The 14866-nt window shown below is 64.8% G+C and carries 13 protein-coding genes, 1 pseudogene and 1 riboswitch; of the genes and pseudogenes, 11 read left to right on the top strand and 3 right to left on the bottom strand.

Annotation, left to right across the window (positions count from 1 at the left end; translation table 11 throughout):
* Window positions 1–565: AbrB family transcriptional regulator (locus A2J02_RS26375; protein WP_197478149.1), on the top strand; the 565-nt coding region annotated here is incomplete at its 5' end.
* Here the strand turns inward: A2J02_RS26375 and A2J02_RS26370 are convergent.
* Both A2J02_RS26370 and A2J02_RS26365 read right to left on the bottom strand, forming a co-directional pair.
* A complete protein-coding gene (locus tag A2J02_RS26370; RefSeq protein WP_082898815.1) occupies window positions 545–1960 on the bottom strand; it encodes a sensor histidine kinase in 1416 nt (471 codons plus the stop codon). The genes A2J02_RS26375 and A2J02_RS26370 overlap by 21 nt on opposite strands.
* Window positions 1957–2664 (bottom strand): response regulator transcription factor, encoded by a 708-nt coding sequence (locus tag A2J02_RS26365; RefSeq protein WP_068055814.1) that lies wholly within the window; start codon window positions 2662–2664, stop codon window positions 1957–1959. Before A2J02_RS26365 ends, A2J02_RS26370 begins: the two co-directional genes overlap by 4 nt.
* Before the next feature lie 147 nt (window positions 2665–2811).
* Here A2J02_RS26365 and A2J02_RS26360 point away from each other — a divergent pair, with 147 nt between their 5' ends.
* From A2J02_RS26360 to A2J02_RS26325, 8 genes are all read left to right on the top strand, one after another.
* Window positions 2812–3816 carry a permease gene (locus A2J02_RS26360; RefSeq protein WP_068055823.1) on the top strand — a complete coding sequence of 335 codons (1005 nt, stop codon included), beginning with the start codon at window positions 2812–2814 and terminating at the stop codon, window positions 3814–3816.
* Window positions 3813–4550, top strand: a complete 738-nt coding sequence (locus tag A2J02_RS26355) for a TIGR03943 family putative permease subunit (RefSeq protein WP_068055812.1) — start codon at window positions 3813–3815, stop codon at window positions 4548–4550. The genes A2J02_RS26360 and A2J02_RS26355 overlap by 4 nt, the downstream gene beginning before the upstream one ends.
* A gap of 45 nt (window positions 4551–4595) precedes the next feature.
* Window positions 4596–4658, top strand: a riboswitch (guanidine-III (ykkC-III) riboswitch).
* 11 nt (window positions 4659–4669) lie between these two features.
* The gene (locus A2J02_RS26350; RefSeq protein WP_068055819.1) at window positions 4670–4984 is read left to right on the top strand and encodes a DMT family transporter; all 315 of its coding nucleotides are present in this window, start codon (window positions 4670–4672) and stop codon (window positions 4982–4984) included.
* Between the two features lie 32 nt (window positions 4985–5016).
* Entirely contained in the window at window positions 5017–5820 is an 804-nt protein-coding gene (locus tag A2J02_RS26345) for a hypothetical protein (protein ID WP_037194493.1), read from the top strand.
* A gap of 210 nt (window positions 5821–6030) precedes the next feature.
* Window positions 6031–7167: a multiple monosaccharide ABC transporter substrate-binding protein gene (chvE, locus tag A2J02_RS26340; RefSeq protein WP_068055809.1), complete on the top strand. Its 1137-nt coding sequence runs from the start codon at window positions 6031–6033 to the stop codon at window positions 7165–7167.
* 8 nt (window positions 7168–7175) lie between these two features.
* Window positions 7176–8714, top strand: coding sequence for a multiple monosaccharide ABC transporter ATP-binding protein (gene mmsA / locus A2J02_RS26335; RefSeq protein ID WP_068055817.1), 1539 nt, complete (start codon window positions 7176–7178; stop codon window positions 8712–8714).
* The gene (gene mmsB / locus A2J02_RS26330) at window positions 8711–10042 is read left to right on the top strand and encodes a multiple monosaccharide ABC transporter permease (protein ID WP_068055806.1); all 1332 of its coding nucleotides are present in this window, start codon (window positions 8711–8713) and stop codon (window positions 10040–10042) included. The genes mmsA and mmsB overlap by 4 nt, the downstream gene beginning before the upstream one ends.
* A 72-nt stretch (window positions 10043–10114) precedes the next feature.
* Complete coding sequence (locus tag A2J02_RS26325) at window positions 10115–11125, top strand: LacI family DNA-binding transcriptional regulator (protein ID WP_068055803.1); 1011 nt, start codon at window positions 10115–10117, stop codon at window positions 11123–11125.
* 80 nt (window positions 11126–11205) lie between these two features.
* Here A2J02_RS26325 and A2J02_RS26320 read toward each other — a convergent pair whose 3' ends face one another.
* Entirely contained in the window at window positions 11206–12777 is a 1572-nt protein-coding gene (locus tag A2J02_RS26320; RefSeq protein WP_068055799.1) for a PucR family transcriptional regulator, read from the bottom strand.
* A gap of 99 nt (window positions 12778–12876) precedes the next feature.
* Between A2J02_RS26320 and pruA the strand changes: the two genes are divergently transcribed.
* Both pruA and A2J02_RS26310 read left to right on the top strand, forming a co-directional pair.
* Window positions 12877–14526, top strand: a complete 1650-nt coding sequence (gene pruA / locus A2J02_RS26315) for an L-glutamate gamma-semialdehyde dehydrogenase (protein WP_068055796.1) — start codon at window positions 12877–12879, stop codon at window positions 14524–14526.
* Window positions 14523–14866 (top strand): annotated as a pseudogene (locus A2J02_RS26310) (proline dehydrogenase); the annotation flags it as partial. The gene pruA and the pseudogene A2J02_RS26310, both read left to right, overlap by 4 nt.

Raw genomic sequence — 14866 nt, 5'->3', positions numbered from 1 at the left:
TACGGCGACGACGCCCTGGTACATCGGCACGGCCTTTCTGATCGCCGCCGTCATCGCCGGAATCGTTCTGGCGCGGCTCATCCGACTGCCCGCGCCGGCGACACTCGGACCGCTGATCGTCGCCGGTGCCTGCGAACTGCTCGGATGGCCCGTCGACATCTCGGTGCCCACGGTGCTGCTGCCGGTGGCGTTCATCGTCATCGGATGGCAAGCGGGGCTCGCCTTCACCGTGTCGAGCCTGCGGGCCATCGGTCGTATCTTCCCGTGGGCCGCGCTGCTGGTGCTCTCGATCGGGTTGGTGTGCGCGCTGTTCGGCTGGGCGCTGTCTGCGATCACCGGGGTCAGCATGCTCACCGGGTACCTCGCGACCACACCCGGCGGCCTGGCCGCCGTGCTCGCCGTGTCTGCGACCACGGGGTCTGATGTCACCTTCGTCGCGTGTGTTCAGGTGATCCGACTGGTGTCGATGCTCGTGGCCGCGCCACTCGCCGCAGCCGCGTACACGAAACTGGCCGAGCGCAAGAAAGCCAGGACGGCGAGCGAATCAACCGTCGGCGCGGGGTAATTCGACCCGGAAGGTCGCACCCTGACCGGGGGCACTCTGCACCCGAACGGTGCCGTTGTGCGCCGCCACCAAGGCCGCGACGATCGAGAGCCCGAGCCCGCTGCCGCCGCTCTCGCGCGTCCGGGAGGAGTCGGCTCGATAGAAGCGCTCGAACACGTGCGCCGCCTCTTCCTCGCCCAGCCCGGGGCCGGTGTCCTGGACTTCGAGCAGTACCGAGGACTGGGTGGTCCCGACGCAGACGGTGATCGACGCCGATTCGGGTGTGTGCCGCACCGCGTTTCCGACGAGGTTCGCCAGTACCTGGCGCAGCCGAGCGTCGTCGCCGCTGACCTCGGGTATTCCCGGCCCTGCCAACACTTTCAGCGAGATGTCCCGCGCGGGTGAGACCGCCTTGGCGTCGTGCACGGCATCGGCGGCGATGGTCAGTAGGTCGACGCGACGCATGTCGAGCGGGCGTTGCGCGTCGAGTCGCGCGAGCATCAGCAGGTCTTCGACGAGCAGGCCCATCCGCGCCGATTCGCCCTCGATACGCGTCATCAGCAACGAGATGTCGCTCATCGCGCCCTGCCGATACAACTCGGCGAATCCGCGGATCGTCGTCAGCGGGGTACGCAGTTCGTGGCTGGCGTCGGCGACGAAGCGGCGCATCCGATCCTCGGACGCACGAGCCGCCTCCTCCGAGGCCGCAGTTGCCGCGAATGCCCGCTGAATCTGCGAAAGCATCCCGTTGAGGGCCAACGACAATCGGCCCACCTCGGTCTTCTCACTCCACTCGGGAACCCGTCGATGCAGATCTCCGGCAGCGATGGCCGCGGCCGTCGTCTCCACTTCACGCAACGGTCGCAGACTGCGTCGCACCACGAAGTAGGCGATCACGGCCAGGGCCAGCAACACGGCGGCGCCGATGTAGAACTGCAGCACCACGAGCCGGCTGACGGTCTGTTGGTTGGCGCTGAGCGACATGCCCACGGTGGTGGACCCCTCGCTGTTGGTCACCGTGATCACCCGCCACTCCTTCGACGGGTCGCCCTCGGAACCGACGGTCTTCGGAGTTGCCGACGGCGCACCGGACAGGTCCGGAACACTCTCGGCCACATCGTTGATCGGGCCCCGGACGGTACCGTCGTTGGCCACGGACCGAACGAAGAAGTTCGTCGGCGGGCGGTTCGGGTTGGGTTCGTCGATCGGAAAGGGCGGGCGTTCGCCACCCGGTTTCGCCCATCCCTGGGACGCTTCGACCAGTTGACTGTCCAGGCGACGCATCAGGGACGACTCGAGCGAGGACGTCACCGCCACCCCGGACGCCAGCAGGCCCAACCCGACCAGGAGCAGCAACGCCGCGACCAAGGTGAAACGCAGCGGCAGGCTCCGAATCCGACCTCGAACGGCCGTCACCGTGGCTGGCGCATGACGTAGCCGACGCCTCGCAGTGTGTGAATCAAGCGAGTGTCTCCGGTATCGACCTTGCGACGTAGATACGACACATACGACTCCACCACTCCCACTTCACCACCGAAGTCGTAGTGCCACACGTGATCGAGGATTCGCGGCTTGCTCAGCACGGTTCCCGCGTTCACCATGAAGTACCGCAGCAGCGTGAACTCGGTGGGCGAGAGCGAGATCGGCTCACCTGCCTTCCACACCTCGTGGGTGTCGTCGTCGAGTTCGATGTCCGCGAACGCAACTCGCGACGGCTGCGCGTCCTCGCTCTTGCCGGACCGGCGCAGGATCACTCGGAGTCGGGCCACCACTTCCTCGAGCGAGAACGGCTTGGTGACGTAGTCGTCCGCACCGAGGGTCAGCCCGGTCACCTTGTCTTCCACCGAGTCACGCGCGGTCAGGAACAGGGCAGGCGCATCGATTCCGTCGGCCCGCAGTCGACGCAGCAGACCGAACCCGTCCATGCCGGGCATCATCACGTCGAGAATGAGAGCCTCGGGCCTGAAGTTGCGCGCCTTGTCGAGAGCCTCGGGACCGGACGACGCAGTCGCCACCTCGAATCCCTGGTACCTCAGGCTGACCGACAGCAGTTCGACGATGGTCGGTTCGTCGTCGACGATCAGGACTCTGGCCTCGGGTGTCTCGCTCACGGTGTCCATCTTCGCGCGAGATGCTGCTCGTTCGCTGGACTCTCGCTGTGAGGTTGCTGTGAGCCACCCACAACGAAGTTGCCGCGAGCCACCGACAACGAGGTTGCCGCGAGCCACCGACGACACAGCCCAGCCACAGGGGGCATGATGGCAGCGATGCTCGACGCGAAGACCGACGGCCGAATCATGACTCGGTCTCCCGTGTCATCCATGCACGTATTCGCAACTCTGCTCGTATTGGGCATCGTCTTCGGTGCCGATATCGCGCGATGGGTCGACTCGTCCCCTGCGCTGAAGACCGGCGCGACGGTGTTCACCGGGATCTTCGTGCAGGCGACGCCGTTCCTGGTGCTCGGAGTACTCGTCAGTGGAAGTATCGCCGCGTTCGTCTCGCCGTCGGTGCTGCGACGAGTGGTCCCGAAGAACGAAACGGCTGCCGTCGGAGTGACGGGACTGGCCGGAATGGCGCTGCCCGGTTGTGAGTGCGGTGCCGTTCCAGTCTCGCGTCGGCTGATGGATCAGGGTGTTCCGGCATCGGCCGCCCTCGCGTTCCTGCTGTCGGCGCCGGCGATCAACCCGGTCGTCCTGGTCTCGACCGCGGTGGCTTTTCCCGGCGAACCCGGCATGGTTCTCGCGCGGTTCCTCGGCTCGCTCGCCACTGCACTGGTGATGGGTTGGCTGTGGACTCGATTCGGCAAGGCGGAGTGGATCACCGCGCGGCTGGCCGCTCGCGGACACGATCACGACCGCTCGAAGTGGGAGACGTTCCGCGAGTCGGCGCGTGCTGACCTGCTTCAGGCCGGGGCATTTCTCGTGTTCGGTGCCGCGGCCGCCGCCCTGCTGCATCTGGTGATTCCGGACTGGGTGTTCGCCCATCTCGCCGGGCAGTTGCTGCTGTCGATCCTGGTGATGGCCGTACTCGCGGTGATTCTGGCGCTGTGTTCGGAGGCCGATGCGTTCGTTGCCGCCAGCATGTCGATGCTGCCGCTGCTTCCGCGGTTGGTCTTCCTGGTGGTCGGACCTGCCGTCGACGTCAAGCTGATGGCGATGCAGGCGGGCAGTTTCGGACGCGGGTTCGTCGCACGTTTCGCCCCGCTGACGTTCGTCGTCGCGATCGCGTGTGCCTCGGTGTGCGGCTACCTCGTTCTGGGAGCGCGATGAAGCGCGAGGTGCAGAACCTTCTGCTGTTTCTCCTCGGCGGAGCCATGGTCAAGATTTCGTTGGACGGCAGCTTTGTGCGATACGTCAAACCGTCGCTGCATCCGTATCTGCTGACTGCCGGCGTGTTGATCGTGCTCCTGGCGGCCGCGTCGATCGTGGCCGACATCCGCCGCGGTGGGCCGGCCGACGACGGGCACGATCATGATTCGCGTCCGTACTGGCTGCTGTTGGTCCCGCTCGCGGTCATCCTGTTCGTCGCACCGCCCGCGCTGGGTGTCTCCGCGGTCGGCGATCGATCCGTCACCTCGGCTGCCGATCGTCAGCGGACAGCGTTTCCACCTCTCCCGGACGAGCGCGCGCCCGAGGTTCCGTTGCTCGATGTCGTACAACGCGCGGTCAGAGACACCGAAGGCAGCCTCGACGGACGGGAGATTCGCGTCACCGGATTCGCCGTCGCCACCGCGAACGGAGGCTCGCCGCGCGCCGACGGCACGACGGACGGCATCGATCTCGCTCGCATTCTCATCATCTGCTGCGCGGCCGACGCCAGGTCCGTTCGCATCCACCTCGACGCAGGTAGCGCGTCTCTCGACGACATTTCGGACGGCACCTGGCTGCGGATATCGGGGACCGTCGACGCGGCCACAGCGACGGAGAACACTGCGTTCACACCCACGATGACCGTCTCGACGGTCGAGCGAATCGACGCGCCCGCGAACACGTACGCGTACTGACAGCCCGAAACCCATGGCCACTACCGCCCCGAATTGGTACGATCGTACAAGTCACTTCCGACAATCGGACGAGCGCACCGTACCCGAACAGCGACAAGACGGTGCAAGGAGTGATTTTCGTGGCTTGGCTCATTCTCGTCGTCTCCGGCGTTCTCGAAGCGATCTGGGCGACCGCGCTCGGTAAGTCCGAGGGCTTCACCAAACTCGGACCGTCCGTCGTCTTCGGAGTCGCAGTGGTTCTCAGCATGATCGGTCTCGCGGTCGCGATGCGGTCGTTGCCCACCGGTACCGCCTACGCCGTCTGGGTGGGAATCGGTGCCACCCTCACCGTCGCGTACGCCATGATCACCGGCGAAGAAGCTGCGTCTCTGCTCAAGGTGGCGCTTCTGGTCGGCATCGTCGGATGCGTCGTGGGACTGAAGGTTCTTCACTGATTTTCCGAGCTACGAGCAGTTACAGTAAAACGATGAATTGGGTGTCAGCGATCACACTGCCCGCGCGCGCCGGAATTGCCATCGCCGAGCAGGCGATCGGCGTCGCGGAGGTCGCGTTGGCCACCACCAGGATGGCCTTGGCCACCGGTGCATCCGGCACAGCAGGTGTCGCCTCGCTCGCCAATCCACGCGGCGGCACCATGCAACTGCTCGCCCAGCTCGGCCAACTCACCTCCGACGACCGCGCCCTGGGTAACGCACTCAAGGAAGGCGGACCCTTGGACCGCCTTCTCGCCCAGGGCGGCGTCGTCGACCGCCTCACCTCCGAGGACGGCACCCTCGAGCGGTTGCTCTCCCCGGGCGGCCCGGTCGAGCGAATTCTCGCTCCGGGCGGACCCTTGGACCGGCTGCTCGCCGAGGACGGACCGCTCGAACGGCTGCTCGCCGAAGGCGGTCTGCTCGACCGCATCACCGCCACCAACGGACCGCTCGAACGACTGACGGCCAAGGACGGCCCGCTCGAGGTGCTCACGCGTCAGGACGGCCTGATCGAGCGTGCCATCGCCGAGGAGGGCATCCTCGAAACTCTGCTCGCCGAGGACGGTGCCATCGAGCGACTGACAGCCAAGGGCGGACCGCTCGATCAGCTGGTCAAGCTGTCGGAGACACTGACGTCGGTGGCCCCGAACATCGAGCGGATGAGCATCTCGATCGACATCCTGCAGGATTCCGTGGAGATCCTCTCGGCTGCGGTTCACCCACTGGGCGAGCTGGTCGGTCGACTCCCGAGTCGCTGGCTCAAGAGCGGGAAACAGTCGGTTCACGAGTTGCACTGACGCCCCGGCCCCTCCGGCGAAGATTCTCGACTCTCGGGGCTGCGGCGTCGACTCGTTGTTAGCGCTCACACTGGTGAGCGGGGGTACGGAAAATAAACTTTGACAATGCCGATGTTATCGCTCACACTTTCGTCTTGATGTGATGTGCGGCACAGACGAGGCCACTCTCCACCAACTTCGAGATCTGATTTCACCGAGCAGGGAGAAACGATGAAGTTTCGACATCTACCCATGGCCGCGGCCGCGGTGGCACTGGCCATCACGGTCACCGCATGCGGATCGAGCACCAAGACGGCGGACGTCCAGCCGGCCGACGGCGGAAGCACGGCGGGCGCGCTGATCGGCGTGACGATGCCGACCAAGTCCTCGGCTCGATGGATCGCCGACGGCGACAATCTCAAGAGCGCGCTCGAAGGACAGGGCTACAAGGTCGATCTGCAGTACGCGGAGAACGATATTCCCACCCAGGTGAATCAGATCGAGAACCAGATCACCCAGGGCGCAAAGCTTCTCATCGTGGCTTCGGTGGACGGCACCGCGATCACCACCCAGTTGCAGGAAGCCAAGGACAACGGCATCGGCGTCATCGCGTACGACCGCCTCATCCGCAACTCCCCCAACGTCGACTACTACGCGACGTTCGACAACTACAAGGTCGGCGTCGACCAGGCCACGTCTCTGCTCGTCGGCCTCGGATTGAAGAACGAGGACGGCACCGACAAGGCCGACGCCCCAGCGGGTCCGTTGAACATCGAGGTCTTCGCCGGTTCTCCCGACGACAACAACGCCACGTTCTTCTTCGACGGCGCGATGGAGACTCTGCAGCCGTACTTGGACGACGGAACACTGAAGATCGGCAGCGGCGAATCCGACTTCGAGACGGCCGCAACACTGCGCTGGGATCCGGCGACCGCGCAGAAGCGCATGGAGGATCTGCTCACCAAGACGTACTCCTCGGGCCAGAAGGTTCAAGGCGTGCTCTCGCCGTACGACGGACTGTCGATCGGAATCCTCTCCGCGCTCAAGAGCAACGGCTACGGCACAGCAGGGCAGCCCTACCCGATCGTCACCGGTCAGGATGCCGAGGTGCCGTCAGTGAAGTCGATCATCGCCGACGAGCAGTACTCCACGATCTACAAGGACACCCGGCAACTGGCCGAGGTCACGATCGCGATGGCTCAATCCATGCTCGACGGTCAGACGCCCGAGACGAACAACACGACGGACTACGACAACGGCGAGAAGGTCGTTCCGGCGTACCTGCTGCAGCCCGAGATCGTCAACAAGGGCAACTACGAGCAGCTGCTGGTCGAAGGCGGCTACTACACCGAGGATCAGTTGAAGTGAGTTCGGAGATGACGAGCCCGATCTTGGAGATGCGCGGCATCACCAAGACGTTTCCCGGCGTGAAGGCGCTGCAGGATGTCACTCTCTCGGTCAATCGCGGCGAGATCCACGCGATCTGCGGTGAGAACGGCGCCGGAAAGTCGACGCTCATGAAGGTGCTGTCGGGTGTGTATCCACACGACACATTCGACGGCGAGATCGTGTTCGACGGTCGCGCCTGCGAGTTCTCCGACATCCGGAGCAGCGAGGCCGAGGGCATCGTCATCATCCATCAGGAACTCGCGCTGAGTCCGTACCTGTCCATCGCCGAGAACATCTTTCTCGGCAACGAGCGGTCCAGGCGCGGGTTCATCGACTGGAACCGAACCAATTCCGAGGCCGCAGCCCTACTGAATCGGGTAGGGCTGCGGGAGAACCCGGTCACCGTGGTCAACGATCTCGGGGTCGGCAAGCAGCAACTCGTCGAGATCGCCAAGGCGTTGTCCAAGGACGTCACGCTGCTGATTCTCGACGAACCGACTGCAGCACTGAACGATTCGGACTCGGCTCACCTGCTCGACCTGCTTCGCGGTCTGCGAGACGAGGGAATCACGTGCGTGATCATCTCGCACAAGCTCAACGAGATCGCGGCCGTCGCCGACCGCACCACGATCATTCGTGACGGCCGAACCATCGAGACGTTGGACATGCGCAGCCCCGAGGTCACCGAGGATCGCATCATCTCGCTGATGGTCGGCCGCGATCTCGAGCACCGGTTCCCACCACACGAATCCACTGTGGGAGAGGAAGTTCTGCGTATCGAGGACTGGACCGTGCACAGCCCGACCCAGCACGGCCGAACCGTCGTCGACGGAGCGAATCTGACGCTGCGCCGGGGTGAGATCGTCGGCCTGGCCGGGCTGATGGGTGCCGGACGCACCGAATTGGCCATGAGTGTCTTCGGACGCAGTTACGGCATCGACATCTCGGGGCGACTGTACAAGTACGGCAAGGAAATACACGTCAAATCCGTCAGCGACGCCATCCATCACGGAATCGCGTACGCCACCGAGGACCGAAAGCGCTACGGCCTCAACCTGATCGACGACATCAAACGCAACATCTCCACTGCGGCACTCGACAAACTGGTGACCGGTGGCTTCGTCGACGACAACCAGGAATACAAGGTGGCCGAGGGCTTCCGGCAGAGCATGAACATCAAGGCACCGAACGTCTCTGCCGTCGTCGGCAAGCTCTCCGGCGGCAATCAGCAGAAAGTCGTGCTGAGCAAGTGGATCTTCAGCGATCCCGACGTGCTCATCCTCGACGAACCGACGCGAGGAATCGACGTCGGCGCGAAGTTCGAAATCTATTCGATCATCAACGATCTCGCCGACGCAGGCAAGGCAATTCTGGTGATCTCCTCCGAGCTACCGGAACTGCTCGGACTGTGCGACCGGATCTACGCGCTGTCCGCAGGCCGGATCACCGGTGAGGTGACTCGCGAGGACGCGACACAGGAATCCCTCATGCACCTCATGACCCGTGGAACAGGAGTACTTCGATGAACCAGCTGTCGACCGTACGGGGGCTGCTCACGCGAAACCTCCGCCAGAGCGGGATCTTCATCGCGTTCGCGTTGATCATCCTGCTGTTCACCGTTCTCACCGGCGGCCAACTGCTGGTCCCGCAGAACATCAGCAACATGGTGGTCCAGAACTCGTACATCCTCATCCTGGCCATCGGCATGGTCGTGATCATCATCGCGGGCCACATCGACCTGTCCGTCGGATCGGTTGTCGCGGCGACCGGAGCGATCTCGGGTGTGCTGATGGTTCAGCAGAACGTGCCGTGGCCTCTTGCGGTGCTCATCACGCTGATCATCGGCGGTCTGATCGGAGCCTGGCAGGGCTATTGGGTTGCGTACTTCGGCATTCCGGCATTCATCGTGACCCTGGCCGGCATGCTCATCTTCCGCGCGGTCACCCTCATCGTTCTCGGTAACCAGGGCATCGGACCGTTCCCCGGACCCGTACGTACTCTCTCCAACGGCTTCCTCCCCGGCTTCCTGGGCAACGTGGGACTCGGGCCGCTCGGGGGTGCGGACATCTTCACCCTGCTCGTCGCGATCCTCGCTGTTGCCGGAATCGTGTTCACGCAGTGGCGTTCTCGGACTGGTCGGCAGAAGTACGGGCAGGCCGTCGACGCGATGCCCCTGTTCCTGCTCAAGATGGTTCTGGCCGGCGGTCTGGTTCTCGCCGTCGCCGTCCAGCTGGCGCGCTTCAAGAACCTGCCGTACGTGCTGATCCTTCTCGCCGTACTGGTGATGGGTTATTCCACGCTGGCAGGCAGGACGGTATTCGGTCGGCACGTGTACGCCATCGGCGGAAACATCCACGCTGCATCGCTGTCCGGTATCAAGGTCAAGCCGGTGACCTTCTGGATCTTCGTCAACATGGGAGTCCTATCCGCCCTCGCCGGAATCATCTTCGCCGGCCGCCTCAACCAGGCCGGTCCCACTGCAGGCAACGGCTTCGAGCTCGACGCGATCGCGGCGGCCTTCATCGGTGGCGCAGCGGTGCAGGGCGGTGTCGGCCGCATCGTCGGTGCGCTCACCGGCGGACTCATCATCGCCGTGATCAACAGCGGAATGTCGCTCATCGGTTCGCCCAGCGAACGCGTTCAGCTGGTCAAGGGCCTGGTACTCCTCGCCGCAGTGGCATTCGACATCTGGACCAAGCGCCGAGCAGCGAGCGGTAAGGGCAACAAGGGCGACAAAGCTGCGCCTCCGAGCAGCTATCTGGGAGTGCCTGTGCCGGCCGAGATGTTCTCCGGTGCCGAGCCAGGCAAGCCTGCGCCCACCACGACCGGTTCCGCGGTGACAACACCCACGTAATCCACACAGTCGCGGGCACCACCGGCCCGGGCATGCTGTGATTGTCTTCGATCACGAAGGGAGGCTCGGAAGATGACACCCACTCGCGGACCCGCCATGACCGATGTCGCCCGTCTCGCCGGCGTGTCCCATCAGACCGTCTCCCGCGTCATCAACGGTCATCCCAACGTGACCGAAGCGACGAGAACCAAAGTGCATCAGGCGATCTCGGAACTCGGCTATCGACCGAACACTGCTGCTCGCGCTCTGGTCACCGGCCGCAGCAAGACCATCGGAATCGTGGGGACCGGAAACGCTCTCTACGGTCCGGTGTCGACGCTGTACAGCGTCGAGTACGCAGCACGTCACGCCGGCTACTCCGTGGTGGTCGGCGTCCCCACCTCGTTCGACGAGGCAGCCATCATCACCTGTGTGCGCCGGTTGCAGAAGCAGGGTGTCGACGGCGTCGTCGTCATCGCGCCTCTGCGCACCGACGGTGGAGATATCGCCGATCTGGCCGGGGAACTCCCACTCGTCGCCGTGGAGGGTTCGCCTGCCGGTGATCTGGCCGTCGTCTCGGTGGACCAGATCGCCGGAGCCAGGGCCGCAACCAGTCACCTGCTCTCGCTCGGACACAGCGCCGTGTGGCACGTTGCCGGACCGCTGGGCTGGTACGAGGCCGGCGACCGCGTCACCGGATGGCGGATGGCCCACGAGGAAGCAGGCATCGAACCGCCGCCCACCCTCAGCGGCGATTGGACTGCGAAATCAGGGTTCCGGGCCGGCAGCGAACTGGCCGTCGACGCCGACGTCACCGCAGTGTTCGCAGGCAACGACTCCATGGCACTCGGGGTGCTCCGCGCGCTGAACGTCCACGGAAAGCGAGTACCGCAGGACGTCAGCGTCGTCGGCTTCGACGATGTCCCCGACGCCGAATTCTTCTCACCGCCCCTGACCACCATTCGCCAGGAATTCACCGACGTCGGTGTACGAAGCGTCGAAATTCTGCTCGATCAGATCGACACCGGAAACCGAAGCACCAGGCGTTCGAGCATCGAACCGACCCTGGTGATCCGATCCAGCACCGGCACCCCACGTGCATGAAAACTCGTAGCCTGCTACGAGTTTTCGCTCACTTGGGTCGTTCCGCGGGCTCCACTCCTGCTCACGTGCGGCGAAGCCGCTCACAGACGCAGTTGGATCTCGACGAGTAGTCGTGCGTCGGAATCGGTGAGATCGAGGTCCAGGATCTGCTCGACGCGGCGAATGCGGTAGCGCAGGGTGTTCGGGTGAATGTGCAATCGCTCGGCGGCAGCCCGAACGTCGCCGAAGCACGCCAGGTACGTCTCGAGACTCTCGCGCATTCTGGAGTCGTTGGTGGCGTCGTATCCGTCGAGGGCGGCGATGCGCGGGTCTCGTAGCTGTTCGTGATTGGTGATCAGTTCCAGGATTTCGCCCAGCAACACCGAGGTTCTCGACTCCTCCAGCGTCGTGACCCGCACCTCGCCGGTGGTGCCGTCGAGAACTCGGTCGACCTCGAACCTGGCCACGGCCACGCCTTCGAGATCGGCGATCGGGGCTGCGACCGCAGCGCGCAACGCCATCGAGGTACGCGTCTCGATCCGTCCGACGGCGTCGGCGGTCCACCCCGCAATCCCCGTGCCCGACGCCACCCCGGGAAACAGCGCGTAGATTCTCTCACCGATGGTGGTGACCAACGAGTCTCGTCGAAAAGCGCTGGCGTGCAGTCGAACAGACGGTGCCAGGGCGCTGATCTCGAAGTCTCCGCAGGCCGCGAATCCGACGACCGCCGCGGAACCCGAGGTGGGTATCGACAGCGCAGACGCCAGCGACGGGATATCGACACCGCCGCCCCTTGCCCCGAGCAGGCGCTGAATCTGCAGGGCCTCGTTGGTCGGGGCGTTAGCGATGCGGGTGATCAGTCGGGCCGCGACAGCGGAGGCACCGCGCAGTACCGCGTCGGCGTCCGAGGCGAGCGGGAGGGAACCCTGCTGCACCCAGATCGTCCCGAGAGTCGTCGGGCTGCCGGTCATGCGACGAATCCCGACTGCGAGGCGTCGACGAATCTCCAGTTCGGTATCGGCCGGCACGTCGATCACGTCGTCGGTACGGCGGAGTCGATCGAACACGCCACGCTCGTGCAGCCTGCGCAGATAGTCGGCCGGTCCTTCGCGTCCGAGAATCGACAGGGTTCGCAGTTCGTCGGCCGCGTCGTCGGATGCCGAGTAGGCCAACACGTGTGAGCGCTCGTCCTCGATGCTCACCATGCCCTTCGTCAGCGACGCCACCGTCTGCGCGAGTTCGTAGAGGTCGGTGTCGGCTCCGAACAGTCCGTCGTCGGGGCTCTGGGCCCGGGCCTGATCGAGAACTCCGCGCATCATCGACAGCAACAGCTCCCACCGTGTCTGCTGGTGCACTGCGACCAATGCGATACCGGTCTCCCTGGCACCGTGGGACAGCGCGGTCGAGGCGGCGACTTTGGTCAGCACCGCGAGTGGTCGGTCTGCGACCGGACGCAACGCGAGATCGTCGAACCACCGGATCACATCGGCCTCGGTCACGCCCACCAGCAGCGTCAGATCGGAGGATGCTCCCGGAGGTAGCCGCAGGTCGTCGGCATCGAGCAGCGCGAGGGACTCGACGGCCATGTCCGTTCCGGCGGGCGCGAGGACGAGTTCGACGACGGCGCTGTGCAGCGAGGTCAGCATCGAACGCAGCGACACCGTATTGGCCATGCGGACAAGTAGAACATGAATTCTTTGGCCGATGAGCTGATTGAACGCGGTGCGGATCGGACTTCAATGAGCAGCACACACCGAAGCCGAGGAGCAGCCATGGACGCCGTCACATCCGTCCCCACCCCCACCAACGAGCCGGTCAACACCTACGCCCCGGGTAGCCCGGAACGCACCCGCTTGCGCAGCCGCCTGACCGAACTGCGTTCCGCCCCCGTCGAGATCCATCAGGTCATCGGCGGAGTTCACCGACAGGCCGACGGCCCACGCGAGAACGTCGTCGAACCGCACAAGCACTCGTCGATCATCGGCAGTTTCGCCGGTGCCGGCCACCAGGATGTGCGCGACGCCATCGACGCCGCCACGGCAGCCGCGCCGATGTGGCGCGATCTTCCCTTCGACGAGCGCGCCGCGGTGTTCCTGCGGGCCGCCGATCTGCTGTCCGGCCCGTGGCGCGAAAGAATCGCTGCTGCAACGATGCTCGGTCAGTCCAAGTCGGCCTACCAGGCGGAGATCGACGCACCCTGCGAGCTCATCGACTTCTGGCGGTTCAACGTCACGTTCGCCCGGCAGATTCTCGCCGAGCAGCCGATATCGGCACCGGGAGTGTGGAATCGCGTCGAATACCGTCCGCTCGAGGGCTTCGTCTACGCCATCACTCCGTTCAACTTCACCGCCATCGCAGGCAACCTGCCCACCGCGCCCGCGCTGATGGGCAACACCGTGCTGTGGAAGCCCTCGCCCACCCAGGCCGTGGCCGCATATCTGACGCTGCAGTTGCTCGAAGCCGCAGGGTTGCCACCAGGGGTGATCAACCTCGTTCTCGGCGACGGTCCGATGGTGTCCGAAGTCGCCCTTGCCGATCCGCGGCTGGCCGGCATCCACTTCACCGGATCCACCGCGACGTTCCAGACGCTGTGGCGTCAGGTGGGCAACAACATCTCGAACTACCACTCGTATCCACGGCTCGTCGGCGAGACCGGCGGCAAGGACTTCATCGTCGCGCACAGCTCGGCCGATCCGGATGTGTTGACCACGGCCATGATTCGCGGTGCGTTCGACTTCCAGGGGCAGAAGTGCTCCGCAGCATCCCGGGCCTTCGTACCGAAATCGCTGTGGGCGTCGATGGGCGATTCGTTCGTCGAGCAGGTCTCGGCGCTGAAGTACGGTGACGTGACCGACCTCTCCAACTACGGCGGTGCCGTCATCGACCGAAAGGCGTTCGACCGCAACGCAGCTGCCCTCGACCGAGCGAAGTCCGTCCCCGGCCTGACCATTGCTGCAGGCGGAACCTGTGACGACTCGGAGGGCTACTTCGTCTCGCCCACGGTGCTTCTCGGCGACGATCCCACCGACGAGGCCTTCACCACCGAGTACTTCGGCCCCATCCTCGCCGTGCACGTCTACGACGACAGCAAGCCCGACGCCTACGCCGAGACCCTGCGCGCCGTGGACAGTGGCTCGAAGTACGCATTGACCGGAGCGGTCATCGCCACCGATCGCACCGCCGTCGAACACGCCCATGCGGCACTGCGATTCGCCGCAGGCAACTTCTACGTCAACGACAAACCGACCGGCGCAGTGGTGGGACAGCAACCGTTCGGCGGAGCCCGTGCATCGGGCACCAACGACAAGGCCGGCTCACCGCAGAACCTGCTGCGGTGGACCTCGGCCCGCACCGTGAAGGAAACGTTCGTTCCGCCCACCACCCACGGCTATCCACACCAGGAAGGCGAGGGAACGCGATGACCACTCTGCTGAGCAATCCGCTGCGGCCGGCGCTGCTGGCGGCGGCGCGTTCACCGAAACTGCAGGCGACGGTGACGCGGCTGCGCGCCACCCGATCACTCGTCGACCGATTCGTCGCTGGTGAATCCGAGCCCGCGGCCGTCGGCGCGGTCGATACCCTGCTGGCGTCGGGCCGGTTCGTCTCGGTGGACTACCTCGGTGAGGACACCACCGACCGAGTCCAGGCGAAAGCAACCGTGGACGCGTATCTGTCACTGATACAACGCTTTTCGACGCGAAGAGCCGATGCGACAGCGCTGGAGATCTCACTCAAGCTGTCCGCGCTCGGCCAGGGAATCGA

It is taken from the genome of Rhodococcus sp. EPR-147, from assembly GCF_001647185.1.
Lineage (GTDB): Bacteria > Actinomycetota > Actinomycetes > Mycobacteriales > Mycobacteriaceae > Rhodococcoides.
This window is presented reverse-complemented; position numbering and strand designations above follow the sequence as displayed.

Bases quoted from the DNA above. Each gene is read 5' to 3' on its own strand.
- A2J02_RS26360 (WP_068055823.1), top strand. From the start codon at position 2,812: ATGCTCGACGCGAAGACCGACGGCCGAATCATGACTCGGTCTCCCGTG.
- mmsB (WP_068055806.1), top strand. From the start codon at position 8,711: ATGAACCAGCTGTCGACCGTACGGGGGCTGCTCACGCGAAACCTCCGC.
- A2J02_RS26325 (WP_068055803.1), top strand. From the start codon at position 10,115: ATGACACCCACTCGCGGACCCGCCATGACCGATGTCGCCCGTCTCGCC.
- A2J02_RS26345 (WP_037194493.1), top strand. From the start codon at position 5,017: ATGAATTGGGTGTCAGCGATCACACTGCCCGCGCGCGCCGGAATTGCC.
- chvE (WP_068055809.1), top strand. From the start codon at position 6,031: ATGAAGTTTCGACATCTACCCATGGCCGCGGCCGCGGTGGCACTGGCC.
- A2J02_RS26355 (WP_068055812.1), top strand. From the start codon at position 3,813: ATGAAGCGCGAGGTGCAGAACCTTCTGCTGTTTCTCCTCGGCGGAGCC.
- mmsA (WP_068055817.1), top strand. From the start codon at position 7,176: ATGACGAGCCCGATCTTGGAGATGCGCGGCATCACCAAGACGTTTCCC.
- A2J02_RS26320 (WP_068055799.1), bottom strand. From the start codon at position 12,777: ATGGCCAATACGGTGTCGCTGCGTTCGATGCTGACCTCGCTGCACAGC.
- A2J02_RS26365 (WP_068055814.1), bottom strand. From the start codon at position 2,664: ATGGACACCGTGAGCGAGACACCCGAGGCCAGAGTCCTGATCGTCGAC.
- pruA (WP_068055796.1), top strand. From the start codon at position 12,877: ATGGACGCCGTCACATCCGTCCCCACCCCCACCAACGAGCCGGTCAAC.